20 protein-coding genes are annotated in these 24,914 nt (G+C 66.9%); 6 read left to right on the top strand and 14 right to left on the bottom strand.

The window, feature by feature from the left end; all coding sequences use genetic code 11:
- Positions 1–135: 135 nt before the first annotated feature.
- From J2848_RS30950 to J2848_RS30985, 8 genes are all read right to left on the bottom strand, one after another.
- Entirely contained in the window at positions 136–1,449 is a 1,314-nt protein-coding gene (locus J2848_RS30950; protein ID WP_149234418.1) for a glycosyltransferase family 4 protein, read from the bottom strand.
- Between the two features lie 55 nt (positions 1,450–1,504).
- On the bottom strand, positions 1,505–3,700 hold the full coding sequence (locus tag J2848_RS30955; RefSeq protein WP_149234417.1) for a hypothetical protein: 2,196 nt from the start codon (positions 3,698–3,700) through the stop codon (positions 1,505–1,507).
- Positions 3,697–5,085 carry a glycosyltransferase family 4 protein gene (locus tag J2848_RS30960; RefSeq protein WP_246194298.1) on the bottom strand — a complete coding sequence of 463 codons (1,389 nt, stop codon included), beginning with the start codon at positions 5,083–5,085 and terminating at the stop codon, positions 3,697–3,699. Before J2848_RS30960 ends, J2848_RS30955 begins: the two co-directional genes overlap by 4 nt.
- A complete protein-coding gene (locus J2848_RS30965; protein WP_149234416.1) occupies positions 5,082–5,909 on the bottom strand; it encodes a class I SAM-dependent methyltransferase in 828 nt (275 codons plus the stop codon). The genes J2848_RS30960 and J2848_RS30965 overlap by 4 nt, the downstream gene beginning before the upstream one ends.
- On the bottom strand, positions 5,906–8,185 hold the full coding sequence (locus tag J2848_RS30970; protein ID WP_149234415.1) for a glycosyltransferase: 2,280 nt from the start codon (positions 8,183–8,185) through the stop codon (positions 5,906–5,908). Before J2848_RS30970 ends, J2848_RS30965 begins: the two co-directional genes overlap by 4 nt.
- Positions 8,186–8,314: 129 nt before the next feature.
- Entirely contained in the window at positions 8,315–9,133 is an 819-nt protein-coding gene (locus J2848_RS30975; RefSeq protein ID WP_149234414.1) for a calcium-binding protein, read from the bottom strand.
- Positions 9,134–9,788: 655 nt separating this feature from the next.
- A complete protein-coding gene (locus J2848_RS30980) occupies positions 9,789–11,144 on the bottom strand; it encodes an HlyD family type I secretion periplasmic adaptor subunit (RefSeq protein ID WP_149234413.1) in 1,356 nt (451 codons plus the stop codon).
- Positions 11,141–12,865: a type I secretion system permease/ATPase gene (locus tag J2848_RS30985; RefSeq protein ID WP_149234412.1), complete on the bottom strand. Its 1,725-nt coding sequence runs from the start codon at positions 12,863–12,865 to the stop codon at positions 11,141–11,143. Before J2848_RS30985 ends, J2848_RS30980 begins: the two co-directional genes overlap by 4 nt.
- A 535-nt stretch (positions 12,866–13,400) precedes the next feature.
- On the opposite strand from J2848_RS30985, the gene galE reads away from it, so the two are divergent.
- Genes galE through J2848_RS31000 form a run of 3 tightly spaced genes read left to right on the top strand, consistent with a single transcriptional unit; the run spans position 13,401 to position 16,267 of the window.
- Positions 13,401–14,414, top strand: coding sequence for a UDP-glucose 4-epimerase GalE (gene galE, locus J2848_RS30990; RefSeq protein WP_149234411.1), 1,014 nt, complete (start codon positions 13,401–13,403; stop codon positions 14,412–14,414).
- A 52-nt stretch (positions 14,415–14,466) separates the two neighbouring features.
- The gene (locus J2848_RS30995; RefSeq protein WP_246194297.1) at positions 14,467–15,027 is read left to right on the top strand and encodes a MarR family transcriptional regulator; all 561 of its coding nucleotides are present in this window, start codon (positions 14,467–14,469) and stop codon (positions 15,025–15,027) included.
- Positions 15,028–15,058: 31 nt separating this feature from the next.
- On the top strand, positions 15,059–16,267 hold the full coding sequence (locus J2848_RS31000; protein WP_246194296.1) for a DUF2336 domain-containing protein: 1,209 nt from the start codon (positions 15,059–15,061) through the stop codon (positions 16,265–16,267).
- Positions 16,268–16,272: 5 nt separating this feature from the next.
- On the opposite strand, the gene J2848_RS31005 is transcribed toward J2848_RS31000, so the two are convergent.
- Together J2848_RS31005 and J2848_RS31010 are read right to left on the bottom strand one after the other, a co-directional pair.
- Positions 16,273–17,616 carry a nitrate regulatory protein gene (locus tag J2848_RS31005; protein ID WP_149234408.1) on the bottom strand — a complete coding sequence of 448 codons (1,344 nt, stop codon included), beginning with the start codon at positions 17,614–17,616 and terminating at the stop codon, positions 16,273–16,275.
- A 205-nt stretch (positions 17,617–17,821) separates the two neighbouring features.
- Positions 17,822–18,166 carry a hypothetical protein gene (locus tag J2848_RS31010; protein WP_170307225.1) on the bottom strand — a complete coding sequence of 115 codons (345 nt, stop codon included), beginning with the start codon at positions 18,164–18,166 and terminating at the stop codon, positions 17,822–17,824.
- 5 nt (positions 18,167–18,171) lie between these two features.
- Between J2848_RS31010 and J2848_RS31015 the strand changes: the two genes are divergently transcribed.
- Complete coding sequence (locus tag J2848_RS31015) at positions 18,172–19,386, top strand: alpha-hydroxy acid oxidase (RefSeq protein ID WP_281288653.1); 1,215 nt, start codon at positions 18,172–18,174, stop codon at positions 19,384–19,386.
- A 70-nt stretch (positions 19,387–19,456) separates the two neighbouring features.
- On the opposite strand, the gene J2848_RS31020 is transcribed toward J2848_RS31015, so the two are convergent.
- On the bottom strand, positions 19,457–20,200 hold the full coding sequence (locus tag J2848_RS31020) for a hypothetical protein (protein WP_246194294.1): 744 nt from the start codon (positions 20,198–20,200) through the stop codon (positions 19,457–19,459).
- A gap of 67 nt (positions 20,201–20,267) precedes the next feature.
- Entirely contained in the window at positions 20,268–21,902 is a 1,635-nt protein-coding gene (locus J2848_RS31025; protein ID WP_149234406.1) for a glycosyltransferase, read from the bottom strand.
- A 175-nt stretch (positions 21,903–22,077) separates the two neighbouring features.
- On the opposite strand from J2848_RS31025, the gene J2848_RS31030 reads away from it, so the two are divergent.
- Complete coding sequence (locus tag J2848_RS31030) at positions 22,078–22,863, top strand: nucleotidyltransferase domain-containing protein (RefSeq protein WP_149234405.1); 786 nt, start codon at positions 22,078–22,080, stop codon at positions 22,861–22,863.
- Positions 22,856–23,575 (top strand): metallophosphoesterase family protein, encoded by a 720-nt coding sequence (locus J2848_RS31035; protein WP_149234404.1) that lies wholly within the window; start codon positions 22,856–22,858, stop codon positions 23,573–23,575. The genes J2848_RS31030 and J2848_RS31035 overlap by 8 nt, the downstream gene beginning before the upstream one ends.
- 58 nt (positions 23,576–23,633) lie before the next feature.
- On the opposite strand, the gene J2848_RS31040 is transcribed toward J2848_RS31035, so the two are convergent.
- Both J2848_RS31040 and J2848_RS31045 read right to left on the bottom strand, forming a co-directional pair.
- Positions 23,634–23,789 (bottom strand): hypothetical protein, encoded by a 156-nt coding sequence (locus tag J2848_RS31040; RefSeq protein ID WP_211103300.1) that lies wholly within the window; start codon positions 23,787–23,789, stop codon positions 23,634–23,636.
- A 179-nt stretch (positions 23,790–23,968) separates the two neighbouring features.
- Entirely contained in the window at positions 23,969–24,736 is a 768-nt protein-coding gene (locus tag J2848_RS31045; protein WP_149234403.1) for a sulfite exporter TauE/SafE family protein, read from the bottom strand.
- Positions 24,737–24,914 lie beyond the last annotated feature (178 nt).

Here is a 24,914-nt window from a genome sequence, read left to right on the forward strand (position 1 = left end):
ATTCGAATATGCACACAGGATTTACAGGAAAGTTCCCGTGATTTTCTTTTCAACTCTACCAAACATGCCGGCAATTTCTAGATTGAAATTTACTGCATATTTGAAAATATCACAGAAACTTCCGATTTTTCCTTATCACGACCGCTGCGCCACCGCCCGTTCCGGGATGGAGACTGCGGCTCCGCCAGCGGCCAGGAGGGCGTCGAACACCTCCGCGTGCTGGCGGGCGCATTCGGCACGGTCGATCGGACGGCGGATGCGCAGGCGCAGGCGGTCCCACAAATCGGGCGTGGTCAGCGCCTCCGTCATTCGGTCGACCAGATCCTCGACGCTGCCGTTGCGGAAATGCAAGCCGTCGACGCCATGCGTCACCTTCTCCGCCATGCCGCCGATGTTGCTGGCGATGATCGGGCGGCCGTGCAGGAAGGCCTCCTGGATGACGACGGGGGAGTTCTCCCACCAGATCGACGGGATGATCATCCAGTCGACGTCCTTCATCAGGCCCGGCAACTCGGCGGACCGGTAGCTGCCGTAGAAGCGCACCCGGTCGCCGGCTTTCTCCACCGCGTCGTTGAAGCGCTTCTGATAGGCCTCCGGCTGACGTTCCAGATTGCCGCCGAAGATCATCAGCGCGCCGTCCTCGCCCCAGGCCTTGTCGGAGATGCGCGACACCGCCTCCACCAGCAGATGGGCGCCCTTGAACTCGGTCAGCTGGCCGAAGAAGGCGAAGCGGTTGCGCTTGCCGCCACGGGTGACCGGGCGCGGCGGGGCGATGCCTTCGATGGTCAGGCCGTTTTCGATCATGCGGAACTTCTCTCGCGGCAGCCCCCAGTCGACATAGCGGTCGATCAGGAAGTTCGACGGGCTGACATAGAAGTCCGCCTGCTCCAGAAAGGTCTTCAGGAACAGCTCGCGCTTGAAGAACTCCGCCTCGCCGATGTGCGGGAAGCAGCCGGCGCAGTCGGCCGGGCTGGCGCGGTAGCACAGCGTGTTGCGGGTGGTCTTCACCATCTGGCCGTGGTGGTGACAGATCGACAGATATTCGTGCAGCGTCACCACGATGGGAACGCGCGGCAACGCCTGACGCACCGCCTGGATCGTCTCGATCCCCAGCCCCAGGAAATGATGGAAGTTCACCACGTCCGGTTGGAGGTCGCGGACGTAGCGGACGAAGTCCTTCTCCAGCCCCGGCAGATTGCGGTTGGACAGGCGGAAATGGTCGTAGTCGTTGGCATAATACAGAACCTCCCGCTCCTTCTGGCGCAGAGCCATCAGGGCGGAGCCGCGATGCTGGGCGATGGGCGGCGCCACGCGGGCCAGATAGTGGCTTTCCCAGCCCGGCAGGTCGTGCAGACCGTTGTGCAGGTTGTAGGAGGCGACCTCCCCCCCGCCCAGCGAGAAGGAGGGGTGGCCATGGCTGATGATCAGCGCGCGCTTGGTCTTGCTCATCGGGTGACCGTTTGTCCAAGTCGAAGGGGGTGAGAAACCGGGTGGGGGCAAAACCCTAAGCCGCGATCGACGCCTTCCAGCGCTCGGCGAAGCTCCATTCGTCGACCAGCGCGCTCATGCGTTCCAGCCGGGGGTCGCGGGAGGTGCGGAGCTGTTCGTCGACCGCGACCAGTCGCACCTTCGGCAGCCACAGGCAGGACCCGCCCACCGCCCGCACCCGCAGGCACAAATCCAGCCCCTTCGGCTCCAGCCCGAGATAGCGGCCACCATCGGCCATCGCGCGGATCAGAAGCTCGCGCGGCAGCAGCGCGCAGTCGGCGGATGCGGCATCGACGGCCGAGGCCTCCTGCTCCTTCAGCCAGTCGCGCGGATAGCCGGCGAAGCGGCGCTCGTAGGTGACGGCACCGCCCGGCCCCTCCACCGCGACGATGCCGGCGAAGCGGACCGAATGGTCCTCATACAGCAGGGTCGGGCTGACCATCACCGGCGCCAGGGCGGCGGAGCCGACGGCGTTCGGCTTGCGGATCGCCCGTTCCAGCGCCGACAGCCAGCCGCGCTCGGTCGGCAGTACCGATGGGGAGAGCAGCAGGACGCGATCGGCTCTCGCATGCGACAGGGAAGCCGCCACCGCCTCGAACGGGTCGGCGGCGGCGGGCGCGGCGACGTAGCCGACCGAAAGCCGGTAGAAGCCGGCGGCCTGCCGGACCATGCCGGCCAGCCGCTCATGCGTGCCGGCACCAGCGACCACAAGCACCTCCGCCTCGGTGAAGTCAGGATCGTTCGCCATGCGGGCAAGGTTCAGGTCGACATCCTCGCGCCCGTCGCAGACCGGCAGGATCACCGACACGCGCGGCGTCTTCAGCGCGCGGCCCATCGGATGCAGAACGGAGGACGGAACCGCCTGGGCCGAGGCGGCGGTGCGCAGCATCGGTCCGAGATGGGTCGAGACGACGCGGTCGATGGACGGGCTGTCGGGATTGACCGCCCCCAGCATACGACGCAGCGAATCCCCGGTCGGCGGCTGGCAGGGCAGCGGCAGGAAGGCGATGCCGTCGGCCAGCGTCAGCTCCAGATGGAACTCGGCGTCGGCGGCGATGCCGGCCGGCTCCCGGGCGAAGGCGGTGAAGCCGTGACCATCGTTGCCCGGCAGCAAACGGCCGGCGAACAGAGGATCATGGGCGAAGGCGTCCGACACGTCCTTGCGGGCGAGCCGCGACCAGTCGGTGTCCAGCCGCGCGGTCATGCCGCCACCCTTCACCGTCACCGCCCGCACCGTCTGGGTGGGGTCGAGCAGCCAGCCGCAGACGAACAGCCCTGCCCCCGGTACGCGCACCGCCATGTCCAGCCCCATGCGTACCGGCGCCTGGATCTGCGACACCGTCTCCACCCCGTTGTAGCGGGCGGCGATCGCGGCGGCGACACCGCGGCGGGCAGCATCGCCCTGCAACTGGCCCAGCATGTCGCGGGCATGGGCGGAGGCGACGCCGTCGGCCAGCAGTTGCCGATGCTCGAAGATCGCCAAGTGGTGCCAGCCGTCGGCGGCACGGAAATGGATGCGGCGGATGCTGTCGGGGGCGGCGACCGACCCTTCCAGAACCGTCAGCAGACCTGCGGCATCGTCGGGCAGGTCCGGGCGGTGGAAGGGTGCCGCGGCACTAGTATGGGAGCGCAGATCGTCGGCCTCGACAAGCACGGCGGCGACACCGGCCGGGAAGCCGTGCGACCAGCCCTGCACCATCAACGCGCCGTCGCGGAAGCGGCCCAGCACCTCGGCGAAGCCGTCGGGGCGGGAGGCCTCCTGCGCCAGACCGGACAGCAGGCGGGTGCGGCGGTCGCCCTCCCCCGGTTCACCCCCGCCCATCTCCGGTCCGGACAACAGGGTCACGACGACATCCAGCGCGGTGCCGAGCGACTGCGGCTGCACCTCGCGCAAGGCGGCGACCAGATGGGCCGGGTTGGTGCGGACATTCGACAGGCGGGGCAACAGCAGGTGCTTGCCCTGCGTGTCCTCGATCTCGATGCGAGACGGGCGCATATGGGCGAGCCCGGTGACGCGGATGGCACCCAGGAACCAGCGCTCCCCCGCCGCGTCGGTCCAGCAGCCGCCGCGGAAACGCCCGTCGATCATGCCGTCCAGCATCACGACGCTGTTGGCCGGCAGGGGCTGGTCGATCGCCCCGAACAGCATCAGCGTATCCTCGTCCAGCAGGACGGCGGCGGTGATGTCGGCCTTGGTGCTGCGGTCCTTCATCGGGTGCGGTTCCCCTGGATAAGAGCGGCGGGCGTTGGTGAAAGCAGTTCGCCGTAAAGCGCGAGATGGAGCGACGCGGCCTCCTCCGTCGGGCGGACGGCGGGGATGTTGGCCGACAGCCTTTCCCACAGACCGGGTTCGGACATGGCGCGGGTCATGACGCGGGCGAGGTCGGCGGGGTCGTTGGGTCGGACATGCAGGCCGTCGACGCCGTCGCGCACCGCCTCCGCCATGCCACCGATGCCGCTGACGATGACCGGGCGGCGGTGCTGGAAAGCCTCCTGGATCACCAGGGGGGCGTTCTCCCACCAGATCGACGGCATCACCACCCAGTCGGCGGCGGCCATCAGCGCCGGCATCTCCTGCGGCCGGTAGGGGCCATGGGCGGTGGCGAGGCCGCGCGCAGCCTCGAAGCCGTCGGCCACCAGTTGGCGGAATTCCGGGGTCTGATACAGGCTGCCGCCATGCACGGCCAGCGACGGGGAAAGCCCCTGGCGCGCCATGCGGGCGACGGCGTCGAGCGCCACGGTGACGCCCTTGAACGGATTGAGGTTGCCGAAATAGGCGAAGGCATCGCGCACCGCGCCGGGGACGAGGTCGCGCGCCGGGGCCGGCTCGACGGACGGCCGGCTGTTCGCCATCACCTCGATCCGCGCCGGGTCGAGACCCCAGGCGATATAACGGTCGCGCAGGAAGCGGCTGGGCGCCAGGAAGCGGTCGACCAGCCCGAACATCGCCTTGATGTGCTTCTCCCGCAGCAGGAACTGGTCGGCCGGACGGTCGGGGAAGCAGCGGTGGCAGGCATCGGGCGACGCCTTGGTGCAGAGCGTGCGCGTCCCGCCTTCGCCGCGCGGCGGGGTCACCATCTGCCCGTCATTGGCGCAGATCGGGTAATAGTCGTGCAGGGTGTAGACGATCTTCGCGTCCGGGCAGACACGGCGGATCAGGAACAGCATCTCCACGCCCAATAGCAGCGTGTGATGCACATGCACGATATCCGGCCGGAAGGCGCGCAGCAGGTTCGACAGGTCGGGAACCAGCCCATGCAGGTCGATCTGGCTCTGATGGAAATGGTCAAAATGGCCGGCCCACAGCAGCACCTCGTCGGCGCTGCGGCCGAGCGTCTGGAAGCCGGTGCCGGGGCGCGGCGCCCGGTGGGTGTCGTTGGTGCAGGCGAGGAACAGGCACTCGGCTCCGGCCGCCTTCAGGCTGCCGAACAGCTCGTGCGCGAAGATCTCGGTGCCGCCGGGATGCAGGCTCGGGTGGTTGTGCGCGATCAGCAGCACCCGCGGCGGCCTGGCGGCCACCAGCGGACGCGCCGGCTGGCGCGGAGCGGGACGGGCGACTTGATTGGCGGGAAGCAGCGGAAGGCGGCGGCGGCTCATGGCGCGGTCCCCTTCTCCAGAACCAGCAAGTCCTGGAAATTCTCGGCCTCGCGCTGACCGCTCCAGTGACCGCGCATCACGGCGCGGGCGGGATGGAGGCCATGGGCGGCGAAGCGGCCAAGCAGGAACTCCTCGTCATAGGCGACGGCGGCGTTGGGGTGTTCCGGATCGGCCAGCAGTTCCACGCCGGGCACATCGCGGAAGGCTGGGCGAGCGGTGCCCTTGGCGATACCGGCGCGCGCGGTGGCGTCGGCCAGGAACAGGCTGAGGAAACAGCGCCCGCCCGGCTTCAGCACCCGCGCGATCTCCGCCGCGTAGCGCTCGGTGTCGGCGGTGCGCAGGTGGGTGATGACGGAGGTCAGGATGACGAAGTCGTAAGCCGCCACCTTGAAGGGCAGCGTCGCCGTCTCGCCCTCGATCCGGCCATCGGGATTGTAGAGGCCGTTGGCGACGTCGAGATGGTGGAAGCGGAACTCCGGATAGGCCGGCGTGATGGTCGACGCGCACCAGCGGATGCCGTCCAGCACGATGTCGATGCCGTCATAGGACCCGTCCAGATACTGGGTCAGCGGCAGCGCCATGCGGCCGACGCCGCAGCCGATCTCCAGCACCTTATGGTCGGGGCGCAGGCCGCCGAGACGGACGAAATGGCGCAGGAACTCCGCCCCGATGGCGCGGAAATCGCCGTCGCCGATAAAGTGCAGTTCGGGCGGCGGCACCGGCAGGAAGCGGTTGCGCGCGATCTGGGCGCAGAGCCATTCCAGCCGCGGATCGGTCTGGCGGCGCAGGACGGCAAGCTGCGGAATCGGCAGAATCGCGTTCATCGGGTCACCTGTGCGGTCTTGCGGGTGCGGTCAGCATTAGATGGCTGCCCCTCGTCGTCGGCGTGCCAGTCGCGCGCCATCAGTTCCGCCATGCGGTCTGCCCAGCGGCGGCCATGGAGCCAGCGGTTGTATTCGGAGGCGACTCCGCGGGTGTAGCCTTGGTGCCGGCCGATGGAGCGGCGCTCCAGATGGTACAGCTCCACCGACGGGGCATAGCGGATGTCGAGCCCCTGGCCGCGGATGCGCAGACACAGGTCCGAATCCTCGAAGTCGCCGATGATGTAGTCTTCGCAGAAGCCGCCGGCGGCGCTGTAGGCGGCGCGCGTGGTCAGCAGGCAGGCACCGGTGACGCCGGGCACCGACCGCGGCCTGCAAGCGGCAGCGAAGTCGCGCGGCAGGCCCTTGAAATAATGGTGGTTGTACCAGGCACCTTGCAGGTCGCGGTCGAAATAGAGGCCGGCATGCTGGAGGCTGTCATCGTCGAACAGCAGCTTCGGCCCGACCGCTCCGATGCCCGGACGCTCCTCCAGCGCCGCGACAAGCTGCGGCAGCCAGCCGGCACGGTCGGGGACCACGTCGGAATTCAGGAACAGCAGCCGGTTGCCGCGGGCCACCGCGACACCGGCATTGTTGGCGGCCGAATAGCCGTAATTGGCGCTCTGCACCAGCAGCAGCATCGGCAGACTATAGAGGCCATGGAAGCCGCGCAGCAGATGCACCACTTCGTCGCGCTGTTCCGGACTGTCCAGAACGAAGACCAGTTCGGCATCGGCCATCGCCGGGTCGGTGGCGAAGCAGGCGATCTGAAAGCGCAGGAACTCCAGCGTGCGGTAGAGCGGGATGATGACCGACACCGCCGGCTTCACCTTGCGCTCGCCATAGACGACCAGTTCCGGCTCGCTGCGGGTGGCGAGATGGGCGGCGTGCAGCGGGGCGACGGCCGCACCGATGACGGTCTCCAGCAGTTCCGGCGTGGCGAAGCGCGGCGGCAGACTGCCCAGCACGGCGGCGCGGGCATCGGAATCGGCGCGCGGACGCGGCGGCGGCACGAGACGCAGGGCTCCGCCCGACGCCAGCCGAAGCTCCGCCGTCACCTGGAGCGCCTTCGCCGGTTCGGGATTGCCCGGCAGATGCAGGACGAAGCCGCTGCGGTCGATGCCGGCACTGCCGTAGAGCTTGGCGACATCCTCGCGCGGAAAGCGGTGAGCGAAGCGCCCGACCCGTCGTTCGCCGCCAAAGGGGGTGCGGACCACCAGTTCCACCGCCAGCCCATGCGGGTCGTGGAGCCAGCCGGCAAGGAACAGCCCGCCGTCGGACGTGGGAACCGCAAGGTCGAGCGAAGCGCCGATCGGCCGTTTGGCGTCGGCGGCCTGTCGGCGCGGCAGCGGGGCCAGCGCCTGCAACTCGCTGACCGCCGACGCGGCGGACGCGTCGTTGCGACCGCGTTGGGCGAGGCAGGCCAACAGGTAGTGACGGAGGGCGGCCGGCGTGTCGGGACGGGCGTTCAGCCGGTCGGTCAGGGTCGGCAGACCGGCAGACTCCTCGGGGAAACGGCGGCAGGCGACACCGTTGGCGCCCAGCACCACCAGCAGGTTGCCCGGCGCGCACAGTCCGCAGTCGAGCAGCAGGTCGAAGGCGATGCGCCCCTTCCCCGCCGGATCGGGTCCGATGCATGCATCGAAGGGCGCCCGCGCCACTGCGTTCGGCGACAGCACCACCAGACCGCTGATGGCGCCGAAGCGGCTGGACAGCGCACCGGCGCACAGCAGAAGGTCGCCGCCCGCCGTCGCCCGCACCGCCAGCATCGCTGGTTCCGCCGCGCGGTCCAGCACCAGCCGGCGGCACAGCGCGGCGAAGGCTGCATCGCGGCGAAGTGCGGGGGTGGAGCAGGCAAAGTCGAACAGGAAGCGCAACACCCGCAGCCGGGCGACACCGCCCAGGCTGCCCAGCAGCCCGGCGGGGTCGAGATCGGCAGCGCCGGTTTCGGTACGAAGCTCGGCGATCACGCGGTTGTTGGCGATGAAATGGATGGGCATCCGCGGGTCGCGCGGTGCCGGCAGGATCGACAGGACGCGCCGTCCGCCCCAGCCGGTGCCGACGGTCAGCGTGGTGAAGGGCGGACGCACCGGCTCGCCGCCGACGCTCGGCGTGATCGGACCGACTGGATCGGTCACGCCGTCCATCGTCCAACAGACGAGGAGGAAGCGGCTGCCCAGCGTCAGGCGTTGGGCCGGGGCGATCGACACCGAATTCGGCAGGACGGCGATGACGGTCATGAATGGGTTTCCGGCAGCGTCGATGGGTTTGAAAATCGGAAAGGCGGAATTCGGGCAAAGGGGGACCGGCGGCGGCCTTGACACCACCGGTCCGTCCTTCTCAGGCGTCGCTTAGAAAGCGTTGCTTGATCAGTGGATGACGAAGAAGTCGTTCGGGTGGTTGTGGATGTCCGCAGCCGAGACACCCTTCAGCGTGATGCTGTCGCCATGGCCGAGGTCGATCACGGCGTCGCCATGCTGGTCGGTGACGCGGGCGGCCAGATCGGCGGCGTCGGTCACCTTCAGACCGTTGATGTTGCGGGAGATCTGCAGAACGTCCTCGCCGGCCTTGAAGTCCAGGACCACGTCCTGACCGCCGCCACCGGAGAAGATGAAGACGTCGTGGCCGGCGCCGCCGGACAGGATGTCGTCGCCCTTGCCGCCTTCCAGGCGGTCGTTGCCGTCGTCGCCCAACAGGGTGTCGTCGCCGTCGCCACCGGTCAGCACGTCGTTGCCGGTGCCGCCATGCAGGATGTCGTCGCCCTTGCCGCCGTCGAGGATGTCGTCATGGCCGCCGCCGACCAGGATGTCGTCCCCCTTGCCGCCGGTCAGCACGTCGTTGCCGTCCCCCCCGGACAGAACGTCGTCGCCGTTGCCGCCGTCCAGCACGTCGCGACCGGCACCGCCGATCAGCACGTCGTCACCATTCCCCCCCAGGATGATGTCGTCGCCCGACCCGCCGTCGATGATGTCGTTGCCGTTACCCCCCAGCAGCACGTCCGCCGATGCGCCGCCATGGATCACATCCGTCCCGTTACCCCCCAACAGAAGGTCATGTCCATTGCCGCCCAGCAGAGTGTCGTTCCCGTTGCCCCCCAGCACCAGGTCGTTACCATCTCCGCCAACCAGCAGATCGTCGTGATTCGTGCCGATATGCACGTCGTAGCTGCCCCCAGGAACCGTAGCCATCGTAGGTGTCTCCTTGCGATGTGATTGGGATTTTTGGGCCTTCTTTCGGCCTCGCTCGAAAGGCTGAGCTCGCCTTTCGGTGTAACCAAATCTATCGGGGGCATAGTGTGATAAAACTCGGGCACATGGAAGAAAAAGTTGAGTCTAGACAGCAGATTCTTGCAGTAGAACACATTGTCGATATTTTCAAAAAGAGTGTTATTTTGATTTACTTCGAATTTCTAAGCAGTTTCCGTTTTAAAAAATGCTGGTAAGACCCGCCTTTCCGCCACCGGAAGGCCTCGCACCGGCGGAATTTCCAGGAAAATTCCCAAATCGTTAAAGGAAGGTTTTTAAAATCAGGTGGTCCATCCGATGCCACGGCAGCAAACCCGTGCGACTCACCGCCGACCTTACGGATGCGGGCACGGACTATTGAATAAAGAGTAATTTCGACGCCAAGGCGTCAAGTCCATACCGTATTACTCCAGTATGTAAGTAATGGGCGAATCGATTTCAGTAATTCCATACAATTCCTGTCCTGAACGTGCAAAAGGGCCGGCGTGGGGGACGCCGGCCCTTCCACGAGGCCGCTTGCCAGGGGATGGACGCCCATGCAGCGGCCCCAGCCCGCACCGGCCCGAACGGGGGAGAGCCGGGGGGATGGTGGTTCCGCTTACTTCTCGCGGAAAGCCTTCTGAAGACCATCGGTCAGCGGCGTCAGGAAATAGTCGATGGCGCGGCGGGCATGGCCGTGGATCATCACCTCGGCCGGCATGCCGGGATGCAATTCGACATTGGGCAGGGCCTTCAGCTCCACCGCGTCCATGCTGATCCGTGCCGCGAAGTAATAGGTTCCGGTGCGCTCGTCCTCCAACTGGTCGGCCGACAGCGACACCACCTGCCCCGCCACCGGCGGCACGGCGCGCTGGCGATAGCCGGTCAGCTTCACCATCGCCTTGCTGCCGACCTCCACATTCTGAACGTCGTGGGGAGAGACGCGGGCCTCCACGATCATCGCGTCGTCCTGTGGCACGATGTCGAGGATGCCGGCGCCGGCGGGAATCACGCCACCGGAGGTGAAGAATTTCAGCCCCGTCACCCGTCCGGCCTGCGGTGCCGTGACCGCCTGACGCAGCAGCACGTCGTCGGCGCTGCGCAAGCGCTCCGACAGATCGGCGACGCTGGCCTGAGCGGCCTGGAGGTCGGTCGACACCTCCGACCTACGGGTGTTGCCGATGTTGATCATGGTCAGCTCGGCGGCGGCGATCGCCTGCTCCGCTTTCGATTTGTTGGCCATCAGTTCGCCCAGCCGGCCTTCGGAATCGGCGACGTTGCGCTGAAGCTCCAGCAGGCGGGGCTTGCGCTCGTACCCCTTCGCCAGCAGCCCCTGCACCACCCGCAATTCGTCCTGGGTGTATCGCAGCCGGTCGGCGGTGGCGACGCGCTGCGATTCCAGCGCCACGATCTCGTCGCGCAGCTGGGAGATCTGGCGGCGCTGGATGCCCAACTGCGCCTCGTAGCTGTCATGGCGGGACCGGAACAGCCGGTCCTCCACGGCCATCGCCTCGGCAGCCACCGGGCTGTCGCGGGTGGCCTTGACCAGTTCTTCGGCGAACAGCGGCTTCGGCGCGTCGGACTGCTCGGCCCGCAGCCGGCCCAGCCGGGCCAGCGCCGTCCAATATTGGCCCTGCAACTGAGCCACAATTGCCTGGCTTTGCGTGGAATCGAGCCGGAGCAGCACCTGGCCGGCCCGCACGAGGTCGCCGTCCTTGACCAGCAGGTCGCGCAGGATGCCGCCCTCCAGATGGGAGACGGTCTTGCGATGGCTTTCCACCATCACCGTGCCCGCGGCGAGTGCGGCACTGTCCAGGCTGGCGGTGAGTCCCCAGGTCAGGAAGCCGCCGAAGCCAACCAGCACGGCCAGTGCCCCGGCCAGCGCAGTACCGCGCAGGGACGGCTCGGCCGGAACGGCGTCGATGGTCGCTGTCCAGACCGGCTGGGACGACAGGAGAGGCGTATCGCTGCTCATTGTTGTCCTCCGCTGCGGACGAGGCGGGCAACCCCGGCGGGGGCGCCGCCGGGCTGCACCAGTTTCAGGACGTCGCTGCGGGCGCCGAAATGCTCGACGGCGCCCTCCTTCATCACCACCAACTTGTCGGCGATGGCGACGATGGAGGGACGGTGGGCGATCATCACCACCGTCGTCCCGTCGGCTTTCACTTTGTGGACGGCGTTCAGCAGGGCCTGCTCGCCGTCATGGTCGAGGTTGGAGTTGGGCTCGTCCAACACCAGCAGGCGCGGGCGGCCGAACAGGGCGCGGGCCAGCGCGATCCGCTGTCGCTGGCCGCCGGACAGGGAAAAGGCGCTGTCGCCCACCGGCGTGTCGTAGCCGAAGGGCAAGCGGCCGATCATCTCATGCACGCCGGCCAGCCGGGCGGCGCGGACGATCTCCGCCGGGTCGGCGCCGGCCATGCGGGAGATGTTCTCGCCGATGGTGCCGTCCAGCAATGCCACCGACTGCGGCACGTAGCCGACATATTTGCCGAAGCTTTCGCGTTCCCACAGGTAGGTGCTGGTGCCGTCCAGATAGATGCCGCCGGCCGACGGCTGCCAGACGCCGACCAGCAGGCGGGCCAGCGTCGATTTGCCGGCGCCCGACGGGCCGATGACTCCCAGCACCTCTCCCGCCTGGACGGCGAAGGAGACGTTGCGCAGCACCGGTCGGTTCAGCCCGGCCGGCACATGGGTGACGCGGTCGACGGTCAGCGCGCCCTGCGGCTGCGGCAGCGGCATGGTGGAGCGGACCGACGAGCCGTTGTTCAGCAGGTCGCGGATGCGGCGGTGCGCCTCCAGCGCCTTCACCCACTGGCGCCAGCCGTCCACCAGCTGTTCGAAGGGGTGCAGCAGCCGCCCGGTGATCAGGCCGGCGGCCATCATGCTGCCGGGGGTCACCAGATTGTCGATCACCAGCGTGGCACCGGCGGCGATCACGCCGACCTGCAGGATCATCCGCAGCGAGCGTGAGGCGGCGGCCAGGCCGCGCGACAGGGTAGCGCCGCGGTCGATCATCCCCGCCGATCCGCTCTGCGCCGCCTGCCAGCGCCGGGCCAGTGCCGGCAGCATGCCCATCGCCTCGATGGCTTCGGCATGGCGGACGGTGCCGGCGATGTCGGCGAAGACGCGGGCCGAGGCCTCGTTCGCCTGGGCCATCGGCCGCCGGGTCAGCATATCGGTCAGCACCCCCATCACCAGCAGCACCAGGGCCGAGACGATGGCGAGCACGCCATAGACCGGGTGCAGCAGGAACAGGATCGCCAGGAAGATCGGCGCCCAGATCAGTTCCAGCGGGGCGGTCACCGCACTGCTGGTCATGAAGCTGCGCAAATCGTTCAGGTCGCGCATGGTCTGCGCCGCGTTGCGCGGGCCGCCCGACAGCGCGTCGACGATCGAGGCCTCCAGCGCCGGGACGTTGAAGCGGTGGGCGATCACGGCACTCGTCACCAGGAAGGCGCGGGCGCGGATGAAGTCCAGTACGCCGTAGAGCGCCAGCGCCCCCACCGCGATGATCGCCAGCATCGTCAGCGTTTCCAGGCTCCGGCTGCTCATCACCCGGTCATAGACCTGCATGGTGAAGAGCGGCAGCACAAGCATCAACACGTTGACGAACAGGCTGAGAATGCCGGCCAGCAGCAGTCCCTGTCCGATCTTCCGGTAGGCTTGGGTCAGCAGGGGCCGATCCACGGAACTCATCTTCGATCCTTCCCAATGGAGGATTGGCCGGCTCGCACGGCGCTGGAAATCGGGGAAAACAGGAAAAGCTGCCGGCGGCGACGGACGCGGGACAGGAAGCCGGCTGGGGGGATGCCGGGTGCGGCCGAACCGGTGAACGGGGACCGCCTATGACGGGACAAATCCGGACGCGGGGGGAGGCGTCGGCGGACTTGGCAGGCTTAAGCTATACACCGGAGACATTTTAGAGACGTGTGACAAGTTTTGGGTTGCACCCCTTTCCAGCATCCGAAAAAGAGGTAGAGGATGGTAGATAAGTCGCTGACAGAAAACGGAAAAATCATGATTCACCGAAGGTCTTAGGCCCTTCGTGGCATATTTTGCAGCCATCTGGTCAGACGGCGCCGACATCGTGCATGCTGCGCTGCATGAGTTTTTCGCAAGGCGCCGCGATCCCCCATCCGGCCCGCCCTGCACCGCCCCCCCGCTTTCCTTCCACCACGCCGGCCGCCCGCTTCAGGCTGCGGCCCGATAACCGGTTCAAGGAAACCCATTCATGACGACCTCCAAAACCATTCTCGTCACCGGCGGCGCCGGCTATGTCGGCAGCCATTGTGTGGCCGAGCTTCTCGACCGCGGCCACCGGGTCGTGGTGTTCGACAACCTGCGCCAGGGCCATGCCGCCGCCGTTCCGGCCGAAGCGACCTTCGTCCAGGCCGACCTTGCCGACGAGGCGGCGCTGGCCCGGGTGTTCGGACAATGGCGCTTCGATGCGGTGTTCCACTTCGCGGCCCTGTCGGTGGTTGGCGAATCGATGCGCGACCCGCACGCCTATCTGCACGGCAACACCGTCACCTCGCTGAACCTGATCCGCGCCGCGGTGAAGGCGGGGGTGATGAAGCTGGTCTTCTCCTCCACCGCCAACCTGTTCGGCTCGCCCAAGCGCATCCCGATCGACGAGGACGAGGCGATCGACCCCGGCAGCCCCTATGGCGAATCGAAGTTCATGATCGAACGCGCCCTGCATTGGGCCGACCGCTGCCATGGCCTGCGCTCCGCCTGCCTGCGCTACTTCAATGCGGCGGGCGCCCATCCCAACGGCAAGCTCGGCGAAGACCACAGCCCGGAGACGCACCTGATCCCGCTGGTGATGGATGCCGCCACCGGCAAGCGTCCGCACATCGAGATCTTCGGCGACGATTACGACACGCGCGACGGCACCTGCATCCGCGACTACATCCATGTCTGCGATCTGGCCGACGCCCATCTGCGGGTGCTGGACGTGCTGGACGAGCGGTCGGTCCGCTACAACCTCGGCAACGGCACCGGCTACAGCGTGCGCGAGGTTATCGCGTCGGTGGAGCGCATCACCGGTCGAGCCGTGCCGGTGAAGGTCGGCCCGCGCCGCCCCGGCGACCTGCCGGTGCTGATCGCCTCGTCGGAACGTATCCGCCGCGATCTCGGCTGGCAGCCGCGCTTCCCGGAACTGGACAGCATCATCGGCAGCGCCTGGGCCTGGCGCAGTGCGCATCCGCATGGGTTCCGCGGCCTTGCCGCCGCCGCGGAGTGATTTGAGCAGAAAGGACGAGGGCAATGATCGAGCCGGCAGGATCATGGACGCGATGAGCAACCTGAACTGGGACGACGACGACGCACCCGAACCGGGTCCGGACGATAAACCCGCAGATCATACGAGCGGCAAGCCCGGCGAGGATCTGGACCTCGCCGACTTCCACGGCATGGCGCGGCTGATCGAGCGGATGCACCGCCGGTACCTGGATGTCGTCCGCGTCGGCCTGTCCAAGCAGGGTGTCGAGGACATCGGCCCGGTCCAGGCGCTGATGGTCATGCTGATCGGCGAGGACGAGCTGTCGGTCCGCGACCTGATGGAGCGCGGCTATTACCTGGGCTCCAACGCGTCCTACAGCCTGAAGATCCTGGTCGACGCCGGCTACATCAACCGGGCCGCCAACCAGCGCGACCGCCGCACCGCCCGCCTGCAGCTGACCGACAAGGGGCGGGAGCTGTGGGACGGGTTGCGGCGGATGGAGCAGGCGCAGGCCGAGGCGCTGGTGCGCAACGAGACCGAGGTCCGCGACCTGAAGGCCAGCTACCGCACGCTCCGCCGGCTCGACCGGCTGTGGGGCGACATGGTCCGCTACTCCTGCCTCGATTTCGACTGAAGGTTCTCCTCCGATGCCGCAGCCGGGTGCCATGATGCCACACGCCGCCGCCCAACCAGACATCCCCCACCCCAACGCCCTGTCGTCCAAGGACGTGGAGCGGCTGCTCGCCTCGCCGAACGCGGAAACGCGGATCGAGACGATGAACAAGCTGTTCCATGACCTCGAATCGGGCGCGCTGAGCCCGGCCGAGCGGTCGCTGGCGATCGAGGTGGTGCATTGCTTTGCCGGTGACGCCCAGGTGGCGGTGCGCGAGGCGGTGGCCTGGCAGCTGCGCAACAGCCCGCTGCTGACCGGGGATCTGGCGGAGCGGCTGGTGCGCGACGTCGGCCGGGTGGCCTTCCCCATCCTGCGCGATGCCGCCGGCCTGACCGACGATCTGCTGCTGGACGTGCTGTCCGATCCCGATTCCGGCAAGCATGTGGCGGTCGCCAGCCGCTCCAGCGTTTCCGCCCGCGTCTCCGGCGCGATCGCGGAGCGCGGCAACGTCATCGCGGTGACGGCCTTGCTGCGCAACGACGGGGCCGAGGTGCCGGACAGCGCGGTGAACCGCGCGCTCGACCGCTTCGGCCGCGTCCGCATGGTCAGCGAAGCGGCGGCGACCCGTCCCGGCCTGTCGCTGGCGATGGTGGAGCGGGTGGTCGCCTTCGTCTCCGACAGCATGCGCACCACGCTGATGCAGGCGCACGGCCTGTCGCGCGAACTGGTCGAACGGCTGGTCGAGCGCGGGCGCGAGGCGGCGACCATGCGCATGCTGCGCCCGGTGCTGCGTGGGGCCGAGGACATCGACGCCGTGATCCAGTGGCTGCACACCAACCGCCGCCTGACGCCGGTCCTGCTGTTCCGCGCGCTGTGCGCCGGCGACCTGTCCCTGTTCATCGCCGGCATGGCCGTCCGCGCCGGCATCCCGGCGGAGAACACCCGCCGGCTGGCCTGGGACGATGGCGAGCTGGGCATGGCGGCGCTGCTGAAGAAGGCAACCGTCGCCCCCGGCCTGACCCACCCCTTCCAGGTCGCGGTCGGCGTCGCCAAGCATATGGAGTATGAGGGCGGCGACGACCGGCGCGAGGATTTCCAGGCGGAGGTCATCAGCGAGCTGTTCACCGCCTGCACCCCGACCAACGACTGGATGGTGGACGACCTGCTGCTGCAGCTGTTCGACCAGAAGTCGGAGGAGGTGATCGACCGTGCGCTCGATCAGGCGGGGCTGCCCTTCTCGCCGGTGCGCACGGTGCAGTAGTCAGGTCATCCGCCCGCGGTCCCACCTCCCGCCCCACCTCCCGCCGTCACGCCGCGGAGGATGTCGGACATGCTGAGGATCGCCTCCGCCACCTCGATGATGCGCTTGTTCTGGTTCATCGCCGTCTTGCGGATCAGCTTGTAGGCCTCCTCCTCCGACAGGTTGCGGGTGGACATCAGCAGGCCCTTGGCGCGGTCGATCACCTTGCGCTCGTTCAGCGCCGCCTTCGTCGTTTCCAGTTCCAGACTGACGTCGCGCAGGCGCTGCGACTGTGCCTGCATGACGTCGAGAACGGAGCGCATCAGCTTCGGCCGCAGCCCGTCGGGGGCATAGAGTCCTGCGCCATCCTGGCCTGCGAGAGCCGGATCGGCATCGACCAGCACCATGGCGACCGGCATCACCGCGTCGGGACCGCCGGTATCCGCCTGTTCCAGATCGGCGCGGGCCTGGGCGAGCTTCACCTCGCACAGGCGGCGGAGATCCTCGGTCAGTCGGTCTTCCACCGTCTTCAGCAATTCCATGCGGCGGGTCACCTGTTCGAACCAGATCTCCGGCGTGATGCCCGACAGTTCGCCGTGGCGGGCCTCGTCGCTGAGCGCCACCGCCCGCATCCGCTCCACCTCCGCCACCGCCGGGTCGGCCAGGGCGGTGCGGAAGGCGGCGGCGTGGGCGGGCTCGGCGAACTCCGCGAAGATGCGGAAGGCGCGGTTCTGCGCGTCGATCAGGTGGGCGAGCCGGGCATGCTCCGCCCCGTCGAAATGCCCGCGCGAAAAGCCGGCGCTGGCGGTCGCCCGCTCCTGCCCGGCGAATTCCTTACCCTGCATCACATTGAACAGGGCGACCAACGCCCGGGAAATCGCCGGTTCGGCGGCGATGTCGGCGGCCTCGAACACCACGGACAGCAGATGGCCGACGATGTCGGTGAAGGCCTTCACCGAATCCTGCGGCACCAGCGCCAGCGACGATACCTGACCGCGCAAGGCCGGCAGCCCGTCCAGCGCATGCAGCGCCATGGCGACCCGGCTGTAGAACTGCGCGCCCGAACTGAGGCGGTCGAGCTGCTCGTCGACAAGGCCCAAACGGCTGCGCACCACGGCTTCCAGCGCCTTGGCGTCGGCCTGCCAGCGGGCGCGGTCCTCGCCGAAGCGGGTGCCACTGGAGCCCAGATAGATGGAAGAGGCGCCGCGCTCCTTCTGCAAGGCATGGATCAGGGCACTGAGATCCCGGACCAGGGCGCTGACCGCCAGAAGCTGCTCGACGTCACGGATGCGGCACAGCTTGGCGGTGCGCAGGAAGCGCGCCGCGGCGGCGCCCGTCCTTTGCTTCGTGGTTTCCCGCTCCGTACCCATGCCACCCGGTCCCCCGACATCGCCCTGCCACAGGGTTGCATAAGCAATGGATATGCCAGCAAAAAACGGGGGCCTGGAGACGCAGGGCGGCTGACCCGCGCTCAACCCGCTGCCCAAGAATGCAGCGATATCGCCGAAAATTTGGGCAGATGGATGGCGCAATAATGTGCGGTGCAACATCGGCGGCTCCGGCGCTGTTGTGCCATCAACCGCAACCTGTCTCGGAGTCGCCCCCCATGATGACGAAGAACCCCTTCATGAGCGCGTGGTTGTCCTGGGCCAACCGCGCCAGCGGCATGTGGACCACCGCGGCGATGTCGGCGGCCAGGCGCAACCAGGCGGCGGCCCAGGCGGCGACGATCAAGGCGATGATGACGCCGCCGAAGGCCGGCCAGGGCAATCCGGGTTCGAAACCGAAACGCAAGTCGAAACCGGCTCGCTGAGCCGCCGGACGGTCAAAGGGCAGCGTTGCCGCAGCCATGGCTTGACGGTGCGCGGGGGGAATGGCCAAATCGACGCCCTTACGTTTCACGCGCAACCGTTGAGACACGCCCCATGACCTCCGTTCGCATGCCCTCCTCGCGGCCGCCGTCGCGCTGGGCGAACCTGTTCACCGACCGGCCCGTCACCTGCATCGAGGATCTGCGGCAGCTGGCGGAATGGCGCGTGCCGCGGATGTTCTACGATTACGCGGATTCCGGCTCCTACACCGAGTCGACCTACCGCGCCAACGAGTCCGACTTCGGCCGGATCAAGCTGCGCCAGCGCGTGGCGGTCGACATGACCAACCGGACGCTGGCCAGCAGCATGGTCGGCCAGCCGGTGGCGATGCCGGTGGCGCTGGCCCCGACCGGCCTGACCGGCATGCAGCATGCCGACGGCGAGATCCTGGCCGCCCGCGCGGCAGCCAAGGCCGGCGTGCCCTTCACCCTCTCGACGATGAGCATCTGTTCGATCGAAGACGTGGCGGAGAACACCGACAAGCCCTTCTGGTTCCAGCTCTACGTCATGCGTGACCGCGCCTTCATCGACAAGCTGATCGACCGCGCCAAGGTGGCGGGCTGTTCGGCGCTGGTGCTGACGCTGGACCTGCAAATCCTCGGGCAGCGGCACAAGGACATCAAGAACGGGCTGTCCACCCCGCCAAAGCTGACCATCGGCAACATCCTGGACATGGCGACCAAGCCGCGCTGGTCGATCAACATGCTGCGGACCCAGCGCCGCACCTTCCGCAACATCGTCGGCCATGCCACCGGGGTCAGCAACCTGTCCTCGCTGTCCTCCTGGACGGCGGAGCAGTTCGACCCGACGCTGAACTGGGACGATGTGCGCCGCATCCGCGACCGCTGGGGCGGCAAGCTGATCCTGAAGGGCATCCTCGATCCGGAAGACGCGGTGATGGCGGCCGACACCGGGGCCGACGCGCTGATCGTCTCCAACCATGGCGGGCGGCAGCTCGACGGCGCCATTTCCTCCATCGCGGCGCTGCCGGCCATCGTCGAGGCGGTCGGCGACCGCATCGAGGTGCTGATGGACGGCGGCATCCGCTCCGGCCAGGACGTGGTCAAGGCTCTGGCGCTGGGCGCCAAGGGCACCTTCATCGGCCGCGCCTTCCTCTATGGGCTGGGGGCCGGCGGCGAGGCCGGCGTGTCCCAGTGCCTGGAGATCATCCGCAAGGAGATGGACGTGACCATGGCGATGTGCGGGTTGCGCGACATCAAGGACGTAACCTCCAACATCCTGGCGGGGAAGCCGAACTTCGGGGTGTGACCGGGAGGGCTGGTGCGGCGGGGGCATGGAACATCGTGGAACGCTTTCCGGCGACTGTTCCATCCGCCGCCTACCGGCGCCGGGCAATGAGGTCAGGCGAAGGTGACCGCTTATAAGCCCTCTCCCCCCTGGGGAGAGGGTTGGGGGGCAGCGCGGACGGAACGACCGTGCCAGGGGATTGCCAAGGGGCAGTATGCCCCTTGGCGGCGCGCGGATCGCGCGCCGGCCCCCTCACCCTCCCCACGCCTTCGGCGCGGGTCCCCTCCCTCTCCCCGCTTTCGGCGGACCGAAGGTCCGCCTGTCGCGTCAGCGCAAACTCCGTTTGTGCGTGAGCGGGGGAGAGACGGCAATTTTCAGCTGTTTGCGGCACGGCGTCCGGAATATCCCGTGGAGCGCTTCGCGTGGTCTCCCGCGCGCTCTCAAGACCGGCGAACAGGCCGAGCCGTTCGGCCAGCCAGCGGACGGTGGACGGATCGCCGGAGGAAACCAGCCGTTCGATCTGCTCGGCCACCAGGATGCGCAGCGAGGACAGGCGCAGCTCGGCTTCCCGGTTCAGCGCCTGCCTTTCCCACCACACCCTGTGACGGAAATCCTTGGAGCCGTAATAGGCGCGCCACAGGGTGGTGCGGCTGCATCCCATGGAGCGGGCGACATAAAGGAAGCTGGTTCCGCGCGCCAGCATGCCGGCGGCCATGATCCATTGTTCCTCGTGGAACTGCGAACCCGGAACCAGCGAGCCTTCCGATGGCACCGGCGGCTCTTCCGCCCAGAGAGGGAAATGGTCGTTCTGGAGGGTACGGCTGTCGAGGGGCATGGCGTGGCTCCGCGGATGGTGGATCTCTCGTGGAGAAGTTATAGGATTTTAGTCCGATTTGTCGGGGTTATTTGCCAATTCCAGAGCCCGCCGGCCGCTGCCCGTACACGGCGACCGCCTCGTCCAGGTAACGCGACAAGTCTGCGGCCGCCTCGGCCGGGTCGGCACCTTTTGCGCCCCGTTTCCGGGCTTCGGCCACCTCCGCCGCGAAAACCGCCGGATCCCCGGCCAGCAGGGCGAGCCGGTCCAGGGCCGCGGCATAGTCGGGCACGACGAAGCGGGGGCCGATGACGGCAGCCACGTCGCCCGCCGGCAGCGAGACCGGAACCACGCCGGCGGCCAGCGCCTCCGCCGCGCTGGCTCCGCCGCCGGTGCGCCGCGGGTTGACATAGGCGTCCGCCACCCGCATGAGCGCCGCCATGTCGGTCACGTAGCCCAGGGGAAACAGGCGCTTGGCATGCCGCGACCCTTGCAGGCGCTCGGGCAATGCCGCCGCCTCACCGGCGAAGGCCACCGCGACGCGCGGCACCCGGTCGATCACGGAGTCCAGCATCGCGAGGAAGGCGCCGTCGGCCTCCTCGTCCAAGCGGTTGCCGACCACCACGCACAGGAAGGCCTCGTCCGGCAGGCCGAAGCCGGCGCGGCTCCCTGCCTTGTCTGCGGTCTGGACCGGCGGTGGAGCACCGATCAGCGAAAAGAGGAAGCGGAACGGCCGCCACGAGGCGGCGAGCGGACCGCCGGCCGGTCGGCTGCCGCTACCGCCGCCGTAATCCAGCACGATGTCGGCCAGCGACGGCGTGAGTCCACTGGTGGTGGGAATGCAGAGGATGGGACGCGCCGCCGCCAGCAGGTCGGCGACGACGACCGACCCACCCAGCGAGACGACCACGTCCGGGTCGTGCCATTCGACCGCGCGCAGGAACCAGTCGATCCTGTCCCGCGTCAGCGCGCGGCCGGTCGAGGACAGCATCCGATAGGACCGCCCCTCCGCCTCGATCACCTGCTTGCCGTCGAACGCCGGCTCCACGCTGGCGGCGAAGGACGGCACGAACAGGCTGTGGATATCGGCCGGCATGATGTTGGTGTTGAGGATGACCACGTCCCGGCCGCAGCGTTCCTCCAGCACCGTCGCATAGGACAGCAGGTCGCGCGACGGCTGGTGGCGCATGGAGAGGAACTGGTTGGTCACCAGCATGACCCGCCCGGTGGCCGGGCTGCCTGCCGGACGGGGACGGGGATCGATGCCGAGCCGGCTGCGGATCGCGCCGATCAGGCGGATGTAGTAGGGAAACAGCCGGTCCGCGAAGAAGCCCGGCCGGCTCGCCTCGTCCATGCGCATCAGGAAAAGCTGGCGGCCCATGCAGCAGTAGATGTGGACCAGCCTGTCCAGCCCGGATTGCTCGAACTGCGCTTCGACCAGATCGAGCAGGTCTTCATAGTGGCGCAGATCACCGGTGATCGCGGCCATCGCCGACAGCCGCAAAACCGGATCGGCAGCCCGGACCATCCCGGCCAGCCGGATGGCGGCCCCGGCGCGCTCGGCAGGCGACGCGTGACGAAGCGGTTCGAGCTGCGCCTCGATTGCCCTCAGATCAGACCCGCTTTCGACCGGCCGCCGCATCGCGGCCGCGAGCGCGTCGACAGCATCCGCGGAGTTTCCGGCAGAGTCTTCGCCGGCAGAATCCTCAATGGATGCATCCATGACACGCTCCTGATGGGGCCCCTCGGCCGCACCAGATCAGATTGCGCCGTTCCAGGCAAGGAGCGCCCGAACGGCAGCTCGGCGGCCGGCCGTTGCCAGCCCCCCGCAACTCTCCCTGCCCTGCCCTGTTGTACCGGGGCGACGTGCAGCACCTGCACGCAAGGGGGAGTGGTCCATGAGTGAACTCCGTGAGGGCAGCGCCACCGTCACCGCGGAGGCCGAGGCCTTCTACACCGAAAGCCTCAAGCTGCTGATCCAGTCGGGCATCCCGTTCCTGCTGGGCGGGACCTATGCGGTCAGCGCCTATACCGGGATCACCCGGCCGACCAAGGACATCGACATCTTCTGCCGCGGCGGCGATTTTCCGCGCATCCTCTCCCATTTCCAGGACCATGGCTTCGAGACGGAGATCGAGGACGAACGCTGGATCGGCAAGGTCAGGCATGGCGAGCTGTTCTTCGACGTCATCTTCAATTCCGCCGTCGCCATCAACCCGGTCACCGACCGCTGGTTCAAGGAGGAGCATCGGGCGGTGATCTGCGGCGCCGACGTGCGGCTGGTGGCGCCGACCGAGATGATCTTCTCCAAATCCTTCGTCCAGATGCGCCACAAATACGATGGGCCGGACGTGGCCCACATGATCCTGAAGCAGCATGAGTCGATCGACTGGAAAAGGCTGCTCGCCCACATGGAGCAGTATTGGGAGGTCCTGCTGATCCACCTGCTGAACTTCCGCTTCATCTATCCGACCGAGCGCGACCGCGTGCCCGACTGGCTGGTGGCGGAGCTGCTGGAGCGGATGCAGGAACGCGCCAAGCTGCCGGTCGCCCAGACCCGCATCTGCCGCGGCCGGCTGTTCTCGCGCGAGGATTACCTGATCGACGTCACCCAATGGGGCTTCGCCGACGTGGTCGGGGAGGAGGGCACGAAGGAGGGCCTGAAGGAGAATGGGAATGGATGAGCGCAGGCTGACCGTCGCCGCCATCGGCGACATCCATGTCGGCGAGACCACGCAATATCCCTACCGCGAGCTGTTCCAGGAGATCGCGGGCAAGGCCGACGTGCTGGCGCTGTGCGGCGACCTGACCAACCATGGCAAGCCGCGGGAAGCAGAGATCCTGGCCGATGCCCTGCGTTCCATCGGCATCCCGGTCGTCGCGGTGTTCGGCAACCATGATTACGAATGCGGCCATCTGGAAGAGGTCCAGCATATCCTGACCCAGGCCGGGGTGCGGTTCCTCGACGGGGCGCCGCAGGAGATCGGCGGGGTCGGCTTCGCCGGGGTGAAGGGCTTCGGCGGCGGCTTCGGCAACCGGATGCTCGACAGCTTCGGCGAACCGACGATCAAGCAGTTCGTCCACGAGGCGGTGAACGAGGCGATGCGGCTGGAGAGCGCCCTGCGGCAATTGGAGACCGAGCGGGTGTTCGTGGTGCTGCATTACGCCCCCATCGCCGCAACGGTGGAGGGGGAGCCGACGGAAATCTTCCCCTTCCTGGGATCATCACGGCTGGCCGAGACCATCGACCGCTTCGACACTGTCCGGGCGGTGGCGCATGGGCATGCGCATCACGGGACGTACAGCGGGAAAACCTTGCGGGGGACGCCGGTCTACAATGTGGCACAGACGATCCCGAAGGAGACGGGGCGGCCCTATGCGCTGATCGAGGTTTGAGGCCGACGGGACCTGCCGGTTCGTGGAAGGCACGTCCCCGGAGCCGGCCGGTCGGGATTCAAGGCGATGCGAAGTCGGTCGACAGCGAAACCCGGCGCCAGTTGTCGAGAATCGCCCGGTCGGCTTCGTGCTTGGCCTCGATCGCCGCGACCGTGTCGCTGCCGAGCGGCAGCCTGACCGGCGGGTCGGCGACATCGGCGAAGCTGACGAGCACATCGGCCAGCTTGGCCGGATCGCCGGGCTGGGCGTGGTTGAGACCGGCGGCGGCCGTCCGGGTCCTGCCGGCGGTCTCCGCATAATCGCCGATGACCGCCGGACTGACCGACAGCGATGCCGCGTCGAGGAAATCCGACCGGAAATAGCCCGGTTCAATGACGATTTACGAGTCAGATTTTAAAAGAAAATGGAAAACCCCATTCGCCCTATAAGAAACAGAAGGAGTATTAGAAAGAAAATTCTGATAAAGCCACTGCCATACCGTAAAGCTAGAAAAACACCAGTGATAGCGCCTGCAATATTACATATCCCTATGACACCTCCGATTATCCACAACACGTGCCCTGACGGGATGAAAAATAGCAGCGCGGCGGAAAAGGTCCCAAGGTTGATTAACTTGGCTGATGCAGAGGCGTTCAAAAAATCAAAACGGAAACACTTGACGAAGGAAAATAGCAACAAGCTCCCGCTACCCGGACCGAATACACCATCGTAAAAACCGATGAAACCGCCAAGTATAACCCCCAACAGAATTTCTCTCGTACCGATCCGGGTTTCTAAATGTGATCTGCCAAGATCTTTTTTTACAAATGTATAAACTGCCATTACTACAAGTATAAAGAAAACAATATACTCCATGATCGCCCTTGGGATGAGCGCCACAGAAGATGCCCCAACAAAAGAAAAAACGAATGACGAAACCATTATTGGAAGAATGAGCTTCCATACAATCCTTACGCGTTTGAGATAGCTCGATATCGAGAAGGAATTACCAAGCAGAACTGCTAACTTGTTGGTTCCAAAAACCGTCGCCAGGCTGAAATTAGGTAAGGCGTGGATAAGCGCGGGAATTTGGACAAGCCCCCCGCCGCCTACAGCAGCATCAATCAAGCCGCCACAAAAGGCAAAGACCCCAAGTGCCACGAGAGTAATATCGGAGTTCATGGGTTACTAATGACCTCGTTAAAAAGATAACAAATATTTCATCATGGCTTCGCCCCTTTGTGGGTAATTGCTCGCCCCCTGATGATGGCAACGAATTGGTGCTGATGGCGGGGAGGACACGCACTGAGCCGATTCCTGCTACACCGCTCATCGGACTGCTAGTCAACGTCACTATGAC

This window comes from Azospirillum lipoferum, assembly GCF_024170005.1.
Lineage (GTDB): Bacteria > Pseudomonadota > Alphaproteobacteria > Azospirillales > Azospirillaceae > Azospirillum > Azospirillum lipoferum.